Source organism: Nocardioides sp. (assembly GCF_004803405.1).
GTDB lineage: Bacteria > Actinomycetota > Actinomycetes > Propionibacteriales > Nocardioidaceae > Nocardioides > Nocardioides vastitatis.
The window spans coordinates 1-16,991 of sequence record NZ_SSXI01000333.1; the positions used below are offsets into that span (position 1 = coordinate 1).

The following is a 16,991-nucleotide window of genomic DNA, read 5'->3' on the forward strand; positions in this document are numbered from 1 at the left end:
TGGATGTCGAAGGGCCTACGCACTAATCGACACGTCCGGTCATGCTGCCCGGCGTGCGCGGTGCAGCGGATGAGCGGTTGCACCGTGACGCCGAGGCATTCTCTGTGGTTGGACGTGTCGTGAACAGCCTGGGCTGGGAGATCTTCCGCGGCCAGTTCGCCGGTCTCCTAGCCGGCGCAACCAGTGGCGCCGTGCTAGCGGTGCTGCTGAGCGGCGTCGATCCGATGTGGCATGAGTCCGCGGTTCTGATCTCGCTCTCCGGCATGCTCATGGGTGGATTCCTCGGTGGTGTTAGCGGATCCGTTGCTGGCTTGACCCTTCGGTTCATGCGCCGCGTGCCCGTGGGCTTAGCCGCGACTACGACTGGGCTGGTGGTGGCTCTGACGGTCGCGGTGACGCTGTTCCTGATCGGCTGGACCTCTCCGTCGCCGAACCCCTGGAGGTTTCCGGGCGTCATCGGTGGCTTCGCTGGGGTCTCTGCGGCGTGCGCGACGCCGTGGATTCGCCGCTCGCCGACTAATGCCTCCCATTGACAGTTTCTGTCTCTCGGCACGCGACAGACTGCTGCATCCGCACTCTGATGCCGCGTTGAGGGCGTTCCGGTAGGGCGCGTCATTCCGCCGCGTGCGACTCAGCCGGCACTCCGCATCTCGCGAGCCTGGCCCGCAAGCACCCCGTCCGCGAGAGTAAACCGCCGGTCGAGGTCGGGCACGTGTTCCTGGTGTAGTTCAGCCGAGCAGCAGGTCCACCGCGGGGTCGACCAGCCGGACCCACCGGTCGCCGCCGGGGTCGTTGCTGACCTGCTGGGTGGCCAGTCCGGACAGGACCGCGGTCCATAGATCGACCTGGCCGGGCTCGGTCAGGCCCGCCTGGGCGAGGATCTCGACGCCGCGCGCGTAGACCTCCTCGGCCAGCGCGTACGACGCGGCCGTCGGGGAGAAGCCGGGTATCACCCGCAGGAAGAGCAGGTTGAGCCGTGCCGGATCCGCCACCGCGAACTCGACAAAGGTGCGCGCCGCGGCCCTGGCCGCCTCGCGCGGATCGCTCGGCAGTTCGACGGCATCGGCACGAGCGATGAAGGCCCGGTAGCCGTCCGCGAACATCGCGTCGTAGATCTCGTGCTTGCTCGCAAAGTGGGCGTAGAGGGAGGGGGCGCGGATTCCGACCGCTGTCGCCAGTTCCCGCATCGTCCAGCCGGTCAGCCCCCGCGCGCGGGCCAGCTCCCAGCCGGCCTCCAGGATCTGCTCGCGTGTGACCCGGCGACGGGTCGTGGTCTTGCTCGGCATGGTTCCTCCTCCCGAAATCCTAACTTTGTTCGGACCGGTCTTGACGCGAGTTCAGGCGTGGCCCATCCTAACTTTGTTAGGACTTCTGCGCGACTAAGAGGCTCCCGTGACCACCATCGACACCATCCCGCGGATCACCCGTGGCGGCGCCGCGGAACGACTGGCGACCGCGGCATTCGACCAGCTCCTCGCGCTCCTCGATCAGCTGAGCGTCGACGAGTGGGATGCGCCGACGGATTGCCCGGGGTGGACGGTCGCGGACATGGTGGGCCACCTGCTCGGCTCCGCGAAGAGCTATGCGTCGGTGCGGGAGCAGGTCCGCCAGCAGATGTGGGGGTTTCGGCATCGTCGGGAGTTCGACGGCAACCCACTGGACGCCATCAATGCGCTCCAGATCGAGGACCACCGGACGCTGGCGCCGGCCGAGCGAGTGGCGGCCCTGCGGGCCGCAGCCGCCCCCTCTGTCCGTGGTCGGATGCGGATCCCTGCGGCGTTCCGCCGGATCAGCGGGTCGGTTGCCGCCGGCGGGTCGACCGCGGCCGGGATGCCCTCGCGGGACACCCTGGGACATCTGGTGGACGTGATCATCACCCGGGATGTGTGGACGCACCGGGTCGACATCGCCCGGGCCACCGGACGAGACCTACCCCTCGACCCCGAGACCGACGGCGCGATCGTTGCCGACGTGGTCGCCGAGTGGGCCGGGCGGCACGGGCAGCCTTTCGAACTCACCCTCACTGGGCCCGCCGGCGGCGCCTTCGCCCAGGGCGACGAAGGTGAGCGGCTCGAGCTGGACGCGGTGGAGTTCTGTCGAGTGCTCTCGGGTCGTGCCGACGGGGACGGCTTGCTCGGGGTGCGGGTCCTGTTCTGAGCCCAACGGGCTCTCCGACGAATGTCGGCATCGGGGCCCTTGTCGCGACGCCAGACAGGGCCGGCGCCGATCGAACAACTTGGGAGGAACGACCTCAATGAGACTGGATGATGCACTTCTGGCACTTGGCGTGGCGCTCTTCTTCGCCGGTCTCGTCAGTGGCTTGGTGATCCCGAAGCTGCCCATCCCGAGGTTGGGCCTAACCAGTCACCTCGAAGGCACCCAAAACGGCATGTTCCTCATCCTCGCCGGGCTGATCTGGGGTCGCCTCGAGCTCGGCGAGACGTGGCTACAAATTGCCTTCTGGACCCTGCTGTACGGAACTTGGGCCAACTGGGGCGCCACCCTGCTGGCGGGCATCTGGGGCACCGGCAAGGTCACGCCGATCAGTTCTGGGTGCCGCACTGGAAAGCCGGTCCACGAGAAGATCGTGTCCACGATGCTCATCGGCGTCGGCATCACGGATCTGATCGCGGTGACGATCATCTTCATCGGTCTGGTGGCCTAGGCGTGAAGGTCGCTGCGACGACCGGGCCCCAATGGAACCCTAATCGGGCAGGCCACGGGTTGGGGTCTCCAAAGGACACAAGCTTGCTAACGTGCATCGAGCGCGGCACTTCGTGGGCGCGTCTTTCCGCCGCGAAGGACGCCTTGCGATCCCGGCGGTCGGGTGTGACAGCGGGCCACGAATGACAGTCCCGAATTCGGACTGCTCGGGGCAAGCGGAATCGATCCGCTTGTGACGGCGGTTGTCGCACGCCGCGTCTTGCATGACGCAGCAGACCCGCGTGCCTATTGACGGCCGGCGGCGGCCAGACTCCGCACGTGCGCGACGGCCTCGTCCAAGAGCGGTGCGGGGACCAGCCAGTAGTCGTAGATGCCGCCCTGCGCGGAGTTGTAGCCGCAGAGCACGGCCACCCCGGTCCCGAAGCGGTCCTTGAGTTCTCCGGCAAGCCAGCCCACGAAGCCGCTGTTGTCGTCTGCGGTTGGAAAGTGGATGGAGAAGGCACCGAAGACCTCCGCCTCACCACCGCGCGACGGCTCGAGGATCGACCAGCACTCCTCGTCACGCACCAGCGCCAGCGCGTCGACGGAAGGCTGCGGAACCGCCCCTGCGGGGTGCTCGTGATACGACCACCGCCCAGGCAGTACGTCGAGGGTGGCCTCTGCCAGCACTCGGCGCAGCCGCAGGCGAGTTTCCTCTGGCGTCTCGTGGCTGATGGTGACCATGGAACGTCAACCGCCGGGCGCCATCCTGAGATTCCCGTCGCGCTCGTGCCGTTCCTCGAACGGACGCGCCGGGCAGGCGCTGAGGTGCGTCTTACCAGCGCTCGTGCACGTCGGGTGGGCCGCGGACCGGCATCTGCCGCGATCGGGCTTGTCCGTCCGACATCCCGTAGGCGGTCGCTTGGCGACGTCTGCCCCGTGCAGAACGAGAGTCGCTACGTGGCCACGCCATTCCCAACCACAACCAACCCACGCACCTACGCTTCGAGCATGGGATCGGAGGCGGGTGCTCGGGTGGCGGTCGCCGCGATGCTCCTGATGGTGGCCCTCGCCAGCCTGACGGGCTGCTCGACGTCGAATCCCCACGATGCCCCCGTGCCCGCTCCGGCGCCGATGGAACGCGGATCCACGTCCACCCCCGATGGCAGCCCGACCGAGACCACCAGACCGCGCGAGCCGCGCGCCACCCGCTACCGGCCGTACCCCACCGAGATCGACGGCGCTGCGAAGCGCACCGCCGCACGCGCGATCGAGGCGCTGCCCGACGTACGGCGGGTGACGTACACGCAGTACTTCGGGTACCTGCCGCCCAAGGCGAGCATCCTGGTCGAAGCGGACTTCGCGAACGGCGGCGGCACGACCTACGACGTGCGGATCAGTAAGACCCGAGACGGGTGGCGGACAGATCAGATCATCGCCCCCACGGCATCGCCGCCCCTGCAGGATCCGGGGCCGTTGATCCGTCGAGTGCTGAGCAATGACCGGATCACCTTGCCCTGGGCCGGTCGCATCGACGTCGCGGCGGGGCTGGTCTCGGACGCGGTGCTCCGATCCATGCTGACGGTGGCGAGACGGCACCGGATAGGTATCAGCGTGCTCATCTCGGCCCACCCGGTGCATGTTTTCGGCACCGACCGGCGCAGCAACCATCCCGACGGACTCGCCTACGACATCGGGACCATCGACGGCCGGCTTGTCGTCGACCCCGCCGCGGCCGGGCCAGTGCGTCAGGTGATGCGGATTGCGGCGGGCACCGGCGCCGATCAGGTGGGCGGCCCCGACGACCTGGACCTCGACGGACGGCAGTACTTCTCCGACCCCACGCACAGCGACCACGTGCATGTGGGTTTCAGCGGTTGAGTAGACAGACCATGCGTTGATCTCGACCTGCGTCTAACCGCCGCTGTTGGCGCACCGAGGGAAGGCCGGCCCCCGCGATCACAACGCTTCCGGTTGTCGACGAACGCAACCGCGGCCCAGGTTGTGAGCCCGGTGTTGGGAGCGCCGCTGCGTTGTCTACCGGCCAGGAAGCTCGGAACGCGTGCTGCCCCTCGCGACGACGGACCACGGTGCGGGAGTCGGGTCTTCGCGACCGAGCGCAACGCGGGCGCAGGAGGCTCCTTGGTCGCGTAGGGACTGGGCGACGGTGGTCAGATCCAGTTGCTCGGCGACGGCGAGGTCGTTCCACCCCGTCACCGCGAGATCGTCTGGGATGGCGCGGCCCACCAGTCGCGCCGCGTAAACCACTCCGACCGCCAACTGGTCGCTCATGGCGGCGATGGCATCCGGTGGCTGTGGGGCCGCGAGCAGGTCCCGGGTAATCCGTTCGGCCTCGGTCGTGTCGTTGCGGGAGCAGACGGCGACCACCACGTCGTCCCACGCGAAGCCGACGTCTTCCGCGGCCTGCCGGTATCCCGCCAGTCGTGCGCGCGTCACCGGGAACAGGACGTTGTCGATGTCGGGTCCGCGGCTGACGCTGCTGACCCGGTCCCGGCCGAGCGGCTGGCTCAGGACGGCAGGATGCCGGGCCGCGGCGAACGCGCGGGTTCCGACGGCGCGAGCCGCCGCCTGGTTGTCGATGGTCACCAGCGCCAGTCCGGCCACAGTCGGCCCGCCGTGGATCACCGCCGGTCGCCGCGTCGCACGGATAGCTCCCACCGCGGGGTCGTCGTCGGACGTCGTCCAGACGATGAAGCCGTCGACCGCTGCGTCCGTGATCCGGGTGACGTCCTCGGCAGCCCCGGTGATCGGCAGGATGGTCATGCCGTACCCATGCTCGGCGCAGACCTCGGCGATCCCGGCCAGGAAGGTCACCGCTCCCGGATCGTCGAAGGCGTACGTCAGGTGCTCCCCCAGGACGACACCCAGGGTGAGCGTGCTCCCGCGCCGCAGCGATCGGGCCCTCGGGTCGGGACCGCCGTACCCGAGCTCGTTGGCCGCGGCCAGAACCTTGGCCCGGGCACGGTCGGACACCCGGCCCGGACGGCTGTAGGTGTACGACGCGGTCATCAAGGAGACACCGGCGGTCTCGGCCACCTCCGCGAGCGTCGGACGCTTCGAACCGGCATGTGACGGCATGGTTCGAGCGTACCTGTGTAACCTTACACACGTGGCCGGCTTCTCCCGCGATCCACTCACCTGGACGGCGTACGTCGTCCTCGGCTGGTTCGCCTACCTTCAGGCGGCGCCCGGCCTCGTCGTCCCGCATCTTCGCCGCGAGCTCGAGCTGAGCTATGGGACGGGCGGGCTCTACGTCACCGCATTCGCGGCCGGCAGCACACTCGCGGGCGTGCTGTCCGCAAGACTCGAACGCGGCCTCGGGCGAGGCCCACTGCTGTGGTCTTCAGCTGCGCTCATGGGCGCTGGCGCGATCGGACTGACGCTCGGCCGCACCACCGGTGTCACCATGGGCTCGGTGCTCGTCATGGGCCTCGGTGGCGGGTTGGTGCTCGCGACGATCCAGGCCGCGCTGGCCGATCATCATGGCGAGCTGCGGACAGTCGCGCTGGCCGAGGCCAACGTGGCGGCCAGTTGCGGCTACCTCTCGCTGGTCGGGATGCTGGCACTGACCTCTGAACTCGGAGCGAACTGGCGAGCTCCGCTCCTTGCTTCGCTCGCCGTTCCGGCGTTGACATGGTGGCACGGCCGGAAGCTGTCGATCGCCGCATCACCACCTCCGCGTGGGTCGCAGGGGGATCGTCTCCGACTGCCCGCGTCCTTCTGGGTCGCGGCGGCCATCGTGGTCTGCACGACCGCCGTGGAATGGTCGGTCACCGCATGGGGCGCCACGCTCGTCCAGGAAAGCACCCAGGTATCCGCGGACACCGCCATCTCACTGATGGCCTGCTACTTCGGCGGGTTCCTGGCCGGGCGAGTCCTCGGCAGCCGCCTCGCGGCGCGTCACGATCCGACACGGCTGCTCGGCTGGGCGCTCGCGGCGACGGCCGCCGGGTTCGCGGTCGTCTGGCTGTCGGTCGAGCCGGCGCAGTCGGCCCCCGGACTGGCGCTCCTCGGCATGGGGATCGGCAACCTGTTCCCGATGGCGGTAGCCGCAGCAGTCGCTGTTGCACCCGAACAGGCCGGGAAGGTGAGCGGCCGGGTGGTCGCCGCATCTGCCGGCGCAGTCCTCTTCGCGCCACTGACGGTCGGAGTTCTCGCGGACGCAACATCGTTGAAGTCCGCGCTCATCCTCGTACCGATCCTGCTGGTCCTCTCGGCCGCATGTCTCGTCGCGCTCCACCGATCCCTAGCCGCGCACTGCCGGACCTCGACGCCCTTGTGTCCGACGCCCAAACGCTTCTTGCCGTAGTCCTGCCTGCAGCAGCGCTGAAAGTTGCCTGAGGGATCACGCGGTCCGCCTAGCACCGCGAACCGATCCTGGGGAGGCCGTCAGTGCCCTAGTCGGCGGGCACCACATGCTCGTCGTTCTCCCCGTCGAGCGGCTCTACGACCTCACCGTCGACCAGGTACTCAACAGTGAAGGTGGAAATGCCCGGCGGCACCTCGAGCACGTAGTACGTGCCGCCCTCGTGTTCGAACGTCTTGGCGTCGAACGGCTCGCCTCCGGCGAGGGTGACCCGCACCTGGTCGACGTCCGGGTGAAGGGCGCCCATCCACAGCATCCCGTCTCCGGCCACTACGCCGCCGTCAGAGTCGTAGGTGTACGCGGGTGGAGCGACCTCGCCTCGCGGTGCGCAACCATCCTTGGTGGGTGGGCCGAAGAAGACGACGCTGGTGTTCCACTCCTGGCCGACGAGGTTGTTCTCCTCGGCGATCAGCTCTATGCCGGACGGCGAGCCCACGCAGTCCGAAGTCTCCCGGCCGTCCACGACCCAATAGCGTTCGCCGTCGATGGTGCCGCTGATGATCGGGTTCTCCGGCGGGATCCGGTCCACGTACTCCGGGCCGAACCGCACCACCGCGGCCGCGACCAGCGGGATGGCGGCGATCGTCACGCCGACGCCCACCAGCAGCCCCCGGCGACGCCGGAGGCGAGGGACCGACACCGTTTCTTCGGTCGGACCCTCGTGCACCGTCGCGGCGACGGCCGCCAGAGTGCGACGCAGTCGCTGCTCCAGCTGGTGTTCGTGGTCGAGGTGCGTGGTCATGGCAGGGCCTTCCGTAGTCGAGTGAGCGCGCGGCGCAGGTCGGAGCGCACGGTGCTCGCGGGTCGGTCGAGCAGGTGACCGATCTCCACGAGCGGCAGGTCCTGGTAGTAGTGCAGGACCACGACGGCACGCTGGGTGGCCGGCAGTTGCCGCACCAGGGCCCAGGTCTCGTCGATCTCCGGGATCGCCGTGACGGGCTCCGGCTCCCGCCGAAGCAGCCGGCGCCGGCGGAACTCCTGACGCTGACCGTCCCTGGCGAGGTTGACCACGCTGCGGCGCAGGTAGGCCGGCGGATCGTCGATCCGGTGCCAGCGTGGCTGCGCCGAGGCGAAGGCACTCTGCACGATGTCTTCGGCCGTCTCGCGTGATCCCGTGAGCAGGAACGCCAGCCTGAGCAGCGGCAGCCGCAGTTCGCGGTAGGTCTCCTCGAGCACCGGCGTCTCCGAGTCGCCCAGTTCCAAGTCGGTCACACCTCTACGTCGTTCGACGGAGGTCCAGCGTTGCACCTGGGGTCGCCCCGCGTGTCACCAGACGAGTGACCGGAGCTGCCGCGAACCGCTCGGCCTTGGCCACTTCCGACCGTGAGTCGTAGGAACGAACGACGTGGGAAGCGCCCTCGTGGGCCGGGCTCCGCGATGATCTCTCCATGGCAGTGCAGCATCTCGATGAGGTTCCGGCAGCCCGGTTGCGTTCCGCGGCGTATACGTACGGACCTGTCGGCCAGACTGCCTCTGGACCGCCTCCGGGATTCGCCTGGTTCGAGCGTTCCGCCACCTTGGCGCGGCGTGACTTCGCAGCAGTCACCGAGGAACTGTTCATGTGGCGGTTACATGAACGAGCGGGCCTTCGAGTGTGGGTATCGGACGCACCGCTTCGAGCCAACACGGTGGTGCTCATGCGACTCGGCGCAGGACCGGCGTCACTGCGGCTTCCGTGTCGAGTCGTCTATGTCGTCGACGAACCCGGTCTCCGCGGCTTCGCCTATGGCACTCTCCCGGGCCACCCCGAGGCCGGCGAGGAATGCTTCCTGCTCCGACATCACGACGACGGCAGCATCGAGTTGACCATCTCCGCCTTCTCCCGGCCGGCAACGAGACTGGCCAGGCTCGGCGGAGCGCTCAGCCGCAAGGCTCAGCAGCTCATGACCGGGAGATACCTCCGCGCCCTCGACTCTTCTGGATGAAAGCTCCGGACCTGCAACGGATCGAGCGCAGTCGGTAGCCAGGTGCTGCCGTCGGGCAGGCTGGATCGTGCCCGAATCCGGGCGGCGCACGTCAGTCCGTCTGGAGTTCGCGGATCCTGCGTCCCAAGTCCTGGAGGTTCGCTTGGTCGGCACTTCCGAGGTCGAACTGGGCGGTGTCCGCGCCCTGCAGCCAGTCCAGTACCTGGTTTGGGTGGACGTGGTCACCGAAGATCACTTGCGCGTCCACAAGATCAGACTCATTGGCGTGGTGCGGCACCCTGCACCAGCCGAATCCGCCGTCGGAGGTGTCGTAGATCAGCCACGTCGGCGCGTCGGCGTCTTCCTCAATCTCGCACGCACAGAACCACACAGCGCGATCAACGACGGCCCGCCCGTCTCGCATCGTCACGTCCCCGGCGGATCTCGCGGCCGCTGCCGACAGGATCTGCTCTACGAGGGGCACAGACCAATGCTCCGGCGGTCGCGACGATCTACGTCGACGGAACACCCGGAAACCGTACCGCCCGACCACTGCCCACTCGCTTGACTTCCTTTCACAGACGGACGACGGTCATCCCCGCGACTGAGGGGCGGTCCATGGCGGCCAGTGCCGCGCCGGCGTCTTCGAGTCCGATGACCTGCCCGACCAGGTCGCCGGGTCGCAGCGTCCCCTCCTCGATCATGCTGAGCATCGCGGGGTAGCCGCGGGCGGGCATGCCGTGCGCGCCGTAGATCTCCAGCTCCTGGGACACCACCAGGTCCATCGGGAGCGGCGGCGTGGACGCCGGTCCGAGCAGCAGCCCGGCCTGCACGTGGCGGCCGCGCCGACGCAGGCTGCGCACGGAGGCCACCGCCAGCTCGGGGGACCCGAACGCGTCGACTGACACGTGCGCGCCGCCGCCGGTGAGGTCCCGGACCGCCGCTGCCACGTCCGGGGTGCTGCGCGCGTCGACAACCGCCTCGGCTCCCATCGACGTGGCGCGTTCGAGAGCGGCCGAGGTCACGTCCACGGCGACCACTCGGCCGCCGAGCGCCGCCCCGATCATCACGGCAGAGAGCCCGACCCCGCCACAGCCGTGTACGGCGAGCCAGTCACCCGGGCCGATCCGGCCGTGGGTCACCACGGCCCGGAAGGCGGTCGCGAACCGGCAGCCCAAGGACGCCGCGGTGACGAAGTCCACCGACTCGGGCAGCCGGACCAGATTGGTGTCGGCCGCATGGATGGCCACCCGTTCGGCGAACGAGCCCTGACCGGTGAACCCCGGCTGGGTCTGGGCGGGGCAGACCTGCGCCTCCCCCGCCCCACACCAGGCGCACCGACCACAGCCGCACACAAAGGGCACTGTCACGCGGTCGCCGGACTTCCAGTGGCGTACGCCGGACCCGACCCCGGCCACGACCCCGGCCAGCTCGTGGCCTGGGACATGCGGCAGCGCCACAGGATCATGGCCCTTCCAGGCGTGCCAGTCCGACCGGCAGATCCCGGTGGCTCCCACCGCGATGACCACCCCGTCCTCCGGACACTCCGGCTCGGGCAGGTCGACGAGCTCCGGCAGGGCGCCGTACTCCTGATAGATGACGGCCTTCACCCTGCCCATCATGTCGTCCTCATCTTGTGCCGAGGTACGGGTACCGAGAGAACGACTGCGTCCACCGGACGACCCCCTGCTGTTGCCGCCGGGCAGCGCCACAGCTCGTAGCGCTACCCGGCGTGTCACAGTCCGGCGGTCAGTCCACGGGTGTCACGACCGCAATGGTGTGGCCGGTGTGCTCCACCTTGGCGTTCAGGTACCGCAGGTTGGTCTCGGTGGCGAACACGCCTGTCGGCACCGTCGTTCGTACTGCCACACCGAGGTCACGCAGCTGGGTGACCTTGTCGGGGTTGTTGGTCAGCAGATCGACCTGTGTGAAGCCCAGGGCCGCGAGTATCTGCGCCGCCGCGGTGTAGTCACGAACATCGTCGGGGAACCCGAGTGACCGGTTCGCCTCATAGGTGTCCTGGCCCTGGTCCTGCAGGGCGTAGGCATCCAGCTTGTTGTACAGCCCGATCCCCCGGCCCTCCTGGCGTAGGTACACAAGGACGCCCCCGACACCGGCGATGCGCTCGACCGCTTCGCGCAACTGAGGTCCGCAGTCGCAGCGCGCGGAGCCGAACACATCCCCGGTGAGGCACTCCGAATGCATCCGGACCAACGGCACCTCGGTGGCTTCCGGGTCCCCCAGCAACAGTGCCACGTGCTCGGCGCCGTCTGCTAGGTCGACGAAGGTGACCGCGTCGGCGAGGACGGAGTACCCGTCCGGAAACCGCAGCGGGATCTCGACCCGCGTCCGCACCGTCGCCGGCCTCGCGCCGGGCACTGGCTCTGTCTGTACAGCTCCTGTCATAGCGTCTCCCGAGATTTGAATCCGAACTGTCGGGCCGAGAATACGGAGGTAACCCCAGGAAACGCGGCGAACTCGGCGAACACGCGGCCAAGTCTCATCGGCTCAACGACGAACGGATGCGTGTCCGGCTGGCCTTCTGGGGCAGTGCGGCATCGACCCGGGACCGCGCTGCTCGCAGGACCCCGGTGGTCGCGATGCCGTCAGAGTCGTCGACACGACCGAATCCTCAGCGCCAGGTACCTAGGCTGACGCCATGGCCGCCGACCTCCCCCGCAGCACGCCCGTCGAGCAGCAGGTCGACCCCGCCGCCGTCCTGGACTTCATCGACGCGATCGACACCGATCCGTCCATCGAGCTGCACAGCATGATGGTGCTCCGGCACGGACACGTCGTCGCCGAGGGCTGGTGGGCCCCGCACACACCGGAGCGGCCCCGGCTGCTCTACTCGTTGAGCAAGAGCTTCACCTCGACCGCGCTGGGGCTCGCGGTGGCCGACGGTCTCTGCGGACTCGATGACACGGTGATCTCGTACTTTCCGGAGCTCGACGCCGAGATCACCGATCCGCGGAGCAGGGCCATCACGGTGCGGCACCTCGCGGCGATGGCCAGCGGACACGGCCGCGACATGCTCCACGATGCGGTCACCCGCGACCCTCAGGAGCCGGTCCGCGGCTTCCTGTTGATCCCTCCAGATGCGGAGCCGGGCACCCTGTTCTCCTACAGCCAGCCCTGCACGTACGCGATCGCCGCGGTGGTCCAACGGCTCGCCGGCATGCCGCTCACGGCGTATCTGCGGCCGCGGCTCCTCGACCCGCTCGGGATCGACGAGGTGGGCTGGCAGAGCTGGCCGCCGGGACGCGAGCTCGGCTTCAGCGGCCTCTTCGCGCGCACCGAGGACGTCGCGAAGCTCGGCCAGCTCTACCTCCAGCGCGGTCGCTGGCAGGACCGGCAGGTGCTCTCCGAGGAGTACGTCGCGCTGGCGACGTCGCGGCACGTCGACAGCTCGCCCGGGCAGGACAACATCGACTGGCGACAGGGCTACGGGTACCAGTTCTGGATGTCCCGCCACGGCTACCGCGGCGACGGTGCGTTCGGCCAGTTCTGCGTGGTGCTTCCCGAGCAGGACGCCGTGGTGGCGATGACCGGAGGGACCGAGGCGATGCAGGCGGTGCTGAACCACCTCTGGCAGCGTCTCCTCCCCGGTCTCGACACGAGCAGCCCCAACAACGCCACCGAGGAGCAGCTCGCCCGGCGGCTGCGCAGCCTCCGGCTGCCGCCCTGCGCTGCCCGGCCGTCCCCGCCCGACTGGAAGGCCTGGACCGAGGAGCCGTTCCCGGTCGCCGACGCAGCCGGCCTGCCCGCATCGGCTCTCACCTCCGTGCGACTGGCCCCAGCGGGGCCCGGGTGGAAGGTCACCGTCACCGAACGGGACAACGCGCTCACCTTCGCCGTCGGCGCCGCCGACTGGCTGGTGTCAGAGCCGCGCGACCGGCACGGGGACGTCGTACCCGTGGCCGCCTCCGGCGGATGGCTGGACGACCACACGCTCCGTGTCGAGCTGATCTTCCTCGAGTCACCGCACCGCCTCGACATCGCCTGCTCGCTGCCCTCCCGGACCGCCGAGGCCGCCTGGCGCGGCGTACCCCTGGACGGCGGACGACTGCAGACCCTGCGCCGCCCGCGCTCACCGCAGCCAGCACCTCCCGGGACGGCCGGTTGAAGGAGATCCGCCGGGGTGACCAGGATCGCCGTAGTTTTTTCGACATGACCACAGACGTTCCGCGGTACCGGCTCAACGACGGGAGCTCGCTGCCCTCGATCGGGTTCGGCACCTACCCGCTCCGGGGTGAGGACGCCGTCGCGGCGATCGTCTCCGCTCTGGAGGTCGGCTACCGACTGCTGGACACGGCCGTGAACTACGGCAACGAGGAAGAGGTCGGCAGGGCCGTCCGCAGCGCAGGGATCTCCCGTGAGGACGTCCAGGTCACGACGAAGATCCCCGGCCGGCACCACGCCGCGGCCCTGGCCACCGAGTCCGTCGAGGACTCCCTGCGTCGACTCCGCATGGACTATCTGGACCTGTGCCTGATCCACTGGCCCAACCCCAGTGTCGGCAGGTACGGCGAGGCGTGGCGTGCCCTGGTGGACCTGCGGGAGCGCGGCCTGGTCAGGTCGATCGGCGTCAGCAACTTCACCGAGAAGCACCTCCGCGACATCATCGACGACACCGGCGTCACGCCTGCTGTGAACCAGATCGAGATGCACCCCTACTTCGCCCAGGGCGAGATGCGCGCTGTGCACTCCGACCTGGGGATCCTGACCGAGGCGTGGAGCCCGCTGGGCAAACGCAGCGCCCCCTTCGACCAGCCAGCCGTGGTCCGGGCGGCGGAGGCCCACGACGTGACCCCGGCGCAGGTGATCCTGCGCTGGCATGTGCAGCTCGGCACCCTTCCGCTTCCCAAGTCCGCGACACCGGAACGCCAGCGGCTGAACCTCGACGTCTTCGGGTTCGAGCTGGACGAGCGCGACATGACCGCGATCACTGGGCTCAGCCGACCCGACGGCCGGCTGTTCGGAGGAGACCCGGACACCCACGAGGAGATGTAGCGCGCCCTCTAGCCCGAGCGCAGTCGTGACCGGACGTCGGCCACCTCGTCCTCACGATCGACGGACGGCCAGAAGAGCACGAAGTCCTGGACGCCGGCGCTGCCGAAGTCCCTGGCGACGTCCGAGGGGTCGACGCCGGTCAGCCACGGATCGAGCGCCTCGAAGAGGAGCACACTTCGACGTACGTCGGCGGGGTCGCGGCCGACCGAGCGACAGTCCTCGTCCATGACGCGGTTCTGGTTGCCGGTGTCCTCCAGGATCTGGGCGTAGGACAGCCCGAACCCACCGTGGGTGTTCCACCCGTCGGCCACGCGCGCCGCCAGCCGGCGCACGGATCGCGACTGGCCCCCCAGCACGATGGGCGGCCGAGGCTGCTGGACCGGCGCCGGCGCGCACGGAGCGTGGAGGGTCTGCACGTGGCCTCCCAGGCGTTGGAAGGAGCGGTCACGGCACCGGAGGAGGCCGTCCAGCGCCTCGACGTACGCGGTGAACCTCGTCAGCCGCTCGCGCAGATCCCAGTACGGCACGCCGACCGCGGCGTGGTCGAAGCCAGCGATGCCGGTCCCGACACCGAGGTCGAGGCGGCCGCCGGAGAGGTGGTCGACAGTGACGGCAGCCTTGGCCACGACCGCAGGCGGCCGCAGCACCGGATTGGCGACAAGGGGGCCGATGCGAGCGCGCGTGGTGCCCGCCGCCATCGCCGCGAGCGTCGTCCAGGCCTCGAACCAGTGGCCGTCCAGGTTCCGGTAGTCCCCGGTGTGGTCGGCCAGGTAGATGGCGTCGAAGCCGAGTTCCTCGGCGCGCTGCCAGCGCTCGCGCAACGCCGGGAATGGCGCGTCCTGCACGACGTACGCGGCCACCCGACGGGCCACCAGCTGCTCGCCCATCCCCCATTATGGGCCTGCGTTCTGGTCAGGGGCGAGCGAAGGACCAGACCGGCCGCACTGAGCGCTCACCGGGCATGAGTCCGACCTCGGCCAGCAGTTGGTGCACCACTTGGTCGAGGAACCGTTGTCCCTCGGCCTCCGAACGCCATGGAGCGCATCCTCCCGCGGCGGCCGTGCCCAGCGAAAGGCCCTCGAGCATCGCGCCGCAACGTGGGATGCGCGCAGCATGCCGCGATCGGGTGCAACAGTTCATCACGGCCTGTGTCGGTTCCCGCGGGGGTAGGCGCGCAGATAGAGGCCGCGGATACCGAGCGCGACCAGCGCCCAGGTCCACGGCGCCCACAGCACTCCGCCGACTCCGTCCCAGACGGAGTTCATGGGTGATCGGACCGGTTCCGCTTCGGCCGCGGCAGCGATGGAGCTGACCGCCAGGACGGCCAGGACCGTGGCTGCCACACCCGTGGGCCAAGCCAGCCATCGCGGAGCCCCGTGGGTCAGGATCGCGACGACAGCCAGGACCAGGACGGCCGCCGCGGCGCCGTAGCCGCCGGCGGAGACGCGGTAGTCCTCGGCGTCGGCGGTCTCACCGAAGAACTGGAGCCAGATCGCGCCGTACCCGACGAGGATGCCGTTCAGGGTGGTGGCGACGACAGCGCCGACCCAGCAGGCTGGGAGCCACGTCCGCCGAACGATGACGAGCAGACGAGCGGACTACGAACGGAAGGCGTTCAACGCCCGGGCGGCGTGAACCGCGGAGTCGTAGCGCCAGCGGGGTACGGAGAGACTGCCCGTCTCGACCTCGGGGGTCGTGTCGGGCTCACCCGTGTCGGACGGCATCCCGGTCGCTAAGGTCCGGCTCACTTGCTCCATCAGGAACACCTTTCACGTGGGTCTACATGCATCGGGTCGTGGTCAGCAGACGTCACGTCGGGCAGTCCCGACCAACGCCAGGTCCAGGGAGGCGGCCGCCCGAGCGTCGAGGCCGGTAGAGCGTCGGAGCTGCGCCCGCGCGACACGGGCCTTGAGATGGCGGAGCAGGGCCGGGTCGCCCGCGGCCACCTCGCGCATACGGTCGGCCGCGGTCTCTGGAGACCAGTTGTCCGCGCTGACGGCGCGGACGAGCTCGAGGACCGCGCGGTCGATGCGTTTGGGTTGTCTCGGAAGGGAAGTCCAGGTCAGGGAACTCACGTGCGCCACCCCGGGTTGCTCGATGCTTCGAGAAGAAGGAGAGCCACCTGTTGGCTGGGGTGGCTGGGCCGTCGGGGTCAGGGACGGAAGAATCGACGGGCACCATGGAACCATGACCTTGGTCACATGACAAGCGCGTAGTCTGGAAGCAGCAGCACGGTCACCGACGTCCGGGCGTCGCGACCGGCGCCGTCGCACATCGATGTGAGGTGACCGGGTGACGCACGACGAACCGCTCTATTTGGAGACCCTGGCGGAGTTTGCATGCACGCTGGTGGCGTCGTACGACGTCTCCACCGTCCTGGCCGACCTGACGCACCGGCTCACGAAGGTGCTGGATCTCATCGGCTGCGGCGTGACGCTGGCGAAGGACGGCCGGCTCGAGTACGTGACCGGGGTGCCGGAGAAGATCGCCGCGCTCGAGCGGGAGCAGGTCGAGACGCAACTGGGGCCGTGTGTCACTGCCTACCAGACCGGTGAGACCGTCGCCGTCGAGGACCTCCAGGACCGGGCCGACCAGTGGCCGTCCTTCGTCGCGCTGGCGCAACGGCTCGGGGTGCGGGCCACGGCGGGGATTCCGATGCACCTCGAGGGTGAGAGCGTCGGCGCGATCGACCTCTACTCGGTCTCTCCGCGGGCCTGGACCGATCGCGACCTCGCTGCGGCGACCGTGATGGCCAACATGGCGACCGCCTACCTCCTCAACGCGTCGCTGTACGACAGGCAGCGGCGGCTGGCCGAGCAGCTCAAGACCGCTCTGGAGTCACGGATCGTCATCGAGCAGGCGAAGGGCGTGCTCGCGAACGAGCACTCCATCAGCGTCGACGACGCCTTCGAGCGGCTGCGCCGCCACGCGCGCACCCATGGCGCCTCGGTCCGCGCGGTCGCCGAGGCGGTGGTGACGGTGGGCCTCCGGCCGGACTGACCCGTGATGAGTTGTCCCGCCCGCACCCGTCTCACCTATGACAC

Annotated in this window: 20 protein-coding genes; 9 read left to right on the top strand and 11 right to left on the bottom strand. The window is 69.2% G+C overall.

All coding sequences use genetic code 11. The features are described 5' to 3' along the window. The first annotated feature begins 41 nt into the window (after positions 1-41). Positions 42-533: a hypothetical protein gene (locus E7Z54_RS22565; protein ID WP_136436976.1), complete on the top strand. Its 492-nt coding sequence runs from the start codon at positions 42-44 to the stop codon at positions 531-533. A 195-nt stretch (positions 534-728) separates the two neighbouring features. On the opposite strand, the gene E7Z54_RS22570 is transcribed toward E7Z54_RS22565, so the two are convergent. Beyond that, complete coding sequence (locus tag E7Z54_RS22570) at positions 729-1,286, bottom strand: TetR/AcrR family transcriptional regulator (protein WP_136436977.1); 558 nt, start codon at positions 1,284-1,286, stop codon at positions 729-731. A 106-nt stretch (positions 1,287-1,392) separates the two neighbouring features. Here E7Z54_RS22570 and E7Z54_RS22575 point away from each other — a divergent pair, with 106 nt between their 5' ends. After that, on the top strand, positions 1,393-2,157 hold the full coding sequence (locus E7Z54_RS22575; RefSeq protein ID WP_136436978.1) for a maleylpyruvate isomerase family mycothiol-dependent enzyme: 765 nt from the start codon (positions 1,393-1,395) through the stop codon (positions 2,155-2,157). Between the two features lie 97 nt (positions 2,158-2,254). Beyond that, positions 2,255-2,665: a hydrogenase gene (locus E7Z54_RS22580; protein ID WP_136436979.1), complete on the top strand. Its 411-nt coding sequence runs from the start codon at positions 2,255-2,257 to the stop codon at positions 2,663-2,665. 284 nt (positions 2,666-2,949) lie between these two features. Here the strand turns inward: E7Z54_RS22580 and E7Z54_RS22585 are convergent, their stop codons facing one another. Next, complete coding sequence (locus E7Z54_RS22585; RefSeq protein WP_136436980.1) at positions 2,950-3,387, bottom strand: DUF6196 family protein; 438 nt, start codon at positions 3,385-3,387, stop codon at positions 2,950-2,952. A 267-nt stretch (positions 3,388-3,654) separates the two neighbouring features. Here E7Z54_RS22585 and E7Z54_RS22590 point away from each other — a divergent pair, with 267 nt between their 5' ends. Beyond that, a complete protein-coding gene (locus E7Z54_RS22590) occupies positions 3,655-4,524 on the top strand; it encodes a hypothetical protein (RefSeq protein WP_136436981.1) in 870 nt (289 codons plus the stop codon). 156 nt (positions 4,525-4,680) lie between these two features. On the opposite strand, the gene E7Z54_RS22595 is transcribed toward E7Z54_RS22590, so the two are convergent. Beyond that, a complete protein-coding gene (locus tag E7Z54_RS22595; protein ID WP_136436982.1) occupies positions 4,681-5,742 on the bottom strand; it encodes a LacI family DNA-binding transcriptional regulator in 1,062 nt (353 codons plus the stop codon). 31 nt (positions 5,743-5,773) lie between these two features. Between E7Z54_RS22595 and E7Z54_RS22600 the strand changes: the two genes are divergently transcribed. Continuing rightward, positions 5,774-6,973, top strand: coding sequence for an MFS transporter (locus E7Z54_RS22600; protein WP_168798468.1), 1,200 nt, complete (start codon positions 5,774-5,776; stop codon positions 6,971-6,973). An 88-nt stretch (positions 6,974-7,061) separates the two neighbouring features. On the opposite strand, the gene E7Z54_RS22605 is transcribed toward E7Z54_RS22600, so the two are convergent. Continuing rightward, the gene (locus E7Z54_RS22605; RefSeq protein WP_136436984.1) at positions 7,062-7,772 is read right to left on the bottom strand and encodes a hypothetical protein; all 711 of its coding nucleotides are present in this window, start codon (positions 7,770-7,772) and stop codon (positions 7,062-7,064) included. Continuing rightward, positions 7,769-8,242 (bottom strand): RNA polymerase sigma factor, encoded by a 474-nt coding sequence (locus E7Z54_RS22610; protein WP_240769854.1) that lies wholly within the window; start codon positions 8,240-8,242, stop codon positions 7,769-7,771. Before E7Z54_RS22610 ends, E7Z54_RS22605 begins: the two co-directional genes overlap by 4 nt. A gap of 176 nt (positions 8,243-8,418) precedes the next feature. On the opposite strand from E7Z54_RS22610, the gene E7Z54_RS22615 reads away from it, so the two are divergent. Continuing rightward, positions 8,419-8,955 (top strand): DUF1990 family protein, encoded by a 537-nt coding sequence (locus E7Z54_RS22615; protein ID WP_136436985.1) that lies wholly within the window; start codon positions 8,419-8,421, stop codon positions 8,953-8,955. A 91-nt stretch (positions 8,956-9,046) separates the two neighbouring features. Here the strand turns inward: E7Z54_RS22615 and E7Z54_RS22620 are convergent, their stop codons facing one another. From E7Z54_RS22620 to ribA, 3 genes are all read right to left on the bottom strand, one after another. Continuing rightward, positions 9,047-9,418, bottom strand: a complete 372-nt coding sequence (locus tag E7Z54_RS22620) for a hypothetical protein (RefSeq protein ID WP_136436986.1) — start codon at positions 9,416-9,418, stop codon at positions 9,047-9,049. A gap of 91 nt (positions 9,419-9,509) precedes the next feature. Then, on the bottom strand, positions 9,510-10,553 hold the full coding sequence (locus tag E7Z54_RS22625; protein ID WP_240769855.1) for a zinc-dependent alcohol dehydrogenase family protein: 1,044 nt from the start codon (positions 10,551-10,553) through the stop codon (positions 9,510-9,512). 130 nt (positions 10,554-10,683) lie between these two features. After that, positions 10,684-11,289: a GTP cyclohydrolase II gene (gene ribA, locus E7Z54_RS22630; RefSeq protein ID WP_276606259.1), complete on the bottom strand. Its 606-nt coding sequence runs from the start codon at positions 11,287-11,289 to the stop codon at positions 10,684-10,686. Positions 11,290-11,593: 304 nt separating this feature from the next. On the opposite strand from ribA, the gene E7Z54_RS22635 reads away from it, so the two are divergent. Further along, a complete protein-coding gene (locus tag E7Z54_RS22635; protein WP_136436988.1) occupies positions 11,594-13,060 on the top strand; it encodes a serine hydrolase domain-containing protein in 1,467 nt (488 codons plus the stop codon). 44 nt (positions 13,061-13,104) lie between these two features. Further along, on the top strand, positions 13,105-13,947 hold the full coding sequence (locus E7Z54_RS22640; protein ID WP_136436989.1) for an aldo/keto reductase: 843 nt from the start codon (positions 13,105-13,107) through the stop codon (positions 13,945-13,947). 8 nt (positions 13,948-13,955) lie between these two features. Here E7Z54_RS22640 and E7Z54_RS22645 read toward each other — a convergent pair whose 3' ends face one another. From E7Z54_RS22645 to E7Z54_RS23645, 3 genes are all read right to left on the bottom strand, one after another. Next, entirely contained in the window at positions 13,956-14,834 is an 879-nt protein-coding gene (locus E7Z54_RS22645; protein ID WP_136436990.1) for an LLM class flavin-dependent oxidoreductase, read from the bottom strand. A 252-nt stretch (positions 14,835-15,086) separates the two neighbouring features. Then, positions 15,087-15,212 (bottom strand): hypothetical protein, encoded by a 126-nt coding sequence (locus tag E7Z54_RS24240; RefSeq protein ID WP_276606260.1) that lies wholly within the window; start codon positions 15,210-15,212, stop codon positions 15,087-15,089. Between the two features lie 333 nt (positions 15,213-15,545). Next, the gene (locus E7Z54_RS23645) at positions 15,546-15,704 is read right to left on the bottom strand and encodes a hypothetical protein (protein ID WP_168798469.1); all 159 of its coding nucleotides are present in this window, start codon (positions 15,702-15,704) and stop codon (positions 15,546-15,548) included. Between the two features lie 535 nt (positions 15,705-16,239). On the opposite strand from E7Z54_RS23645, the gene E7Z54_RS22650 reads away from it, so the two are divergent. Continuing rightward, positions 16,240-16,947, top strand: coding sequence for a GAF and ANTAR domain-containing protein (locus tag E7Z54_RS22650; RefSeq protein ID WP_136436991.1), 708 nt, complete (start codon positions 16,240-16,242; stop codon positions 16,945-16,947). The last annotated feature ends 44 nt before the right edge of the window (positions 16,948-16,991 follow it).

Coding starts and splice junctions, on each gene's coding strand:
- E7Z54_RS22595 (WP_136436982.1), bottom strand. CDS start 5,742: ATGCCGTCACATGCCGGTTCGAAGCGTCCGACGCTCGCGGAGGTGGCC.
- E7Z54_RS22615 (WP_136436985.1), top strand. CDS start 8,419: ATGGCAGTGCAGCATCTCGATGAGGTTCCGGCAGCCCGGTTGCGTTCC.
- E7Z54_RS22635 (WP_136436988.1), top strand. CDS start 11,594: ATGGCCGCCGACCTCCCCCGCAGCACGCCCGTCGAGCAGCAGGTCGAC.
- E7Z54_RS24240 (WP_276606260.1), bottom strand. CDS start 15,212: ATGAACTCCGTCTGGGACGGAGTCGGCGGAGTGCTGTGGGCGCCGTGG.
- E7Z54_RS22580 (WP_136436979.1), top strand. CDS start 2,255: ATGAGACTGGATGATGCACTTCTGGCACTTGGCGTGGCGCTCTTCTTC.
- E7Z54_RS22625 (WP_240769855.1), bottom strand. CDS start 10,553: ATGGGCAGGGTGAAGGCCGTCATCTATCAGGAGTACGGCGCCCTGCCG.
- E7Z54_RS23645 (WP_168798469.1), bottom strand. CDS start 15,704: ATGGAGCAAGTGAGCCGGACCTTAGCGACCGGGATGCCGTCCGACACG.
- E7Z54_RS22585 (WP_136436980.1), bottom strand. CDS start 3,387: ATGGTCACCATCAGCCACGAGACGCCAGAGGAAACTCGCCTGCGGCTG.
- E7Z54_RS22640 (WP_136436989.1), top strand. CDS start 13,105: ATGACCACAGACGTTCCGCGGTACCGGCTCAACGACGGGAGCTCGCTG.
- E7Z54_RS22570 (WP_136436977.1), bottom strand. CDS start 1,286: ATGCCGAGCAAGACCACGACCCGTCGCCGGGTCACACGCGAGCAGATC.
- E7Z54_RS22605 (WP_136436984.1), bottom strand. CDS start 7,772: ATGACCACGCACCTCGACCACGAACACCAGCTGGAGCAGCGACTGCGT.
- E7Z54_RS22590 (WP_136436981.1), top strand. CDS start 3,655: ATGGGATCGGAGGCGGGTGCTCGGGTGGCGGTCGCCGCGATGCTCCTG.
- E7Z54_RS22565 (WP_136436976.1), top strand. CDS start 42: ATGCTGCCCGGCGTGCGCGGTGCAGCGGATGAGCGGTTGCACCGTGAC.
- E7Z54_RS22645 (WP_136436990.1), bottom strand. CDS start 14,834: ATGGGCGAGCAGCTGGTGGCCCGTCGGGTGGCCGCGTACGTCGTGCAG.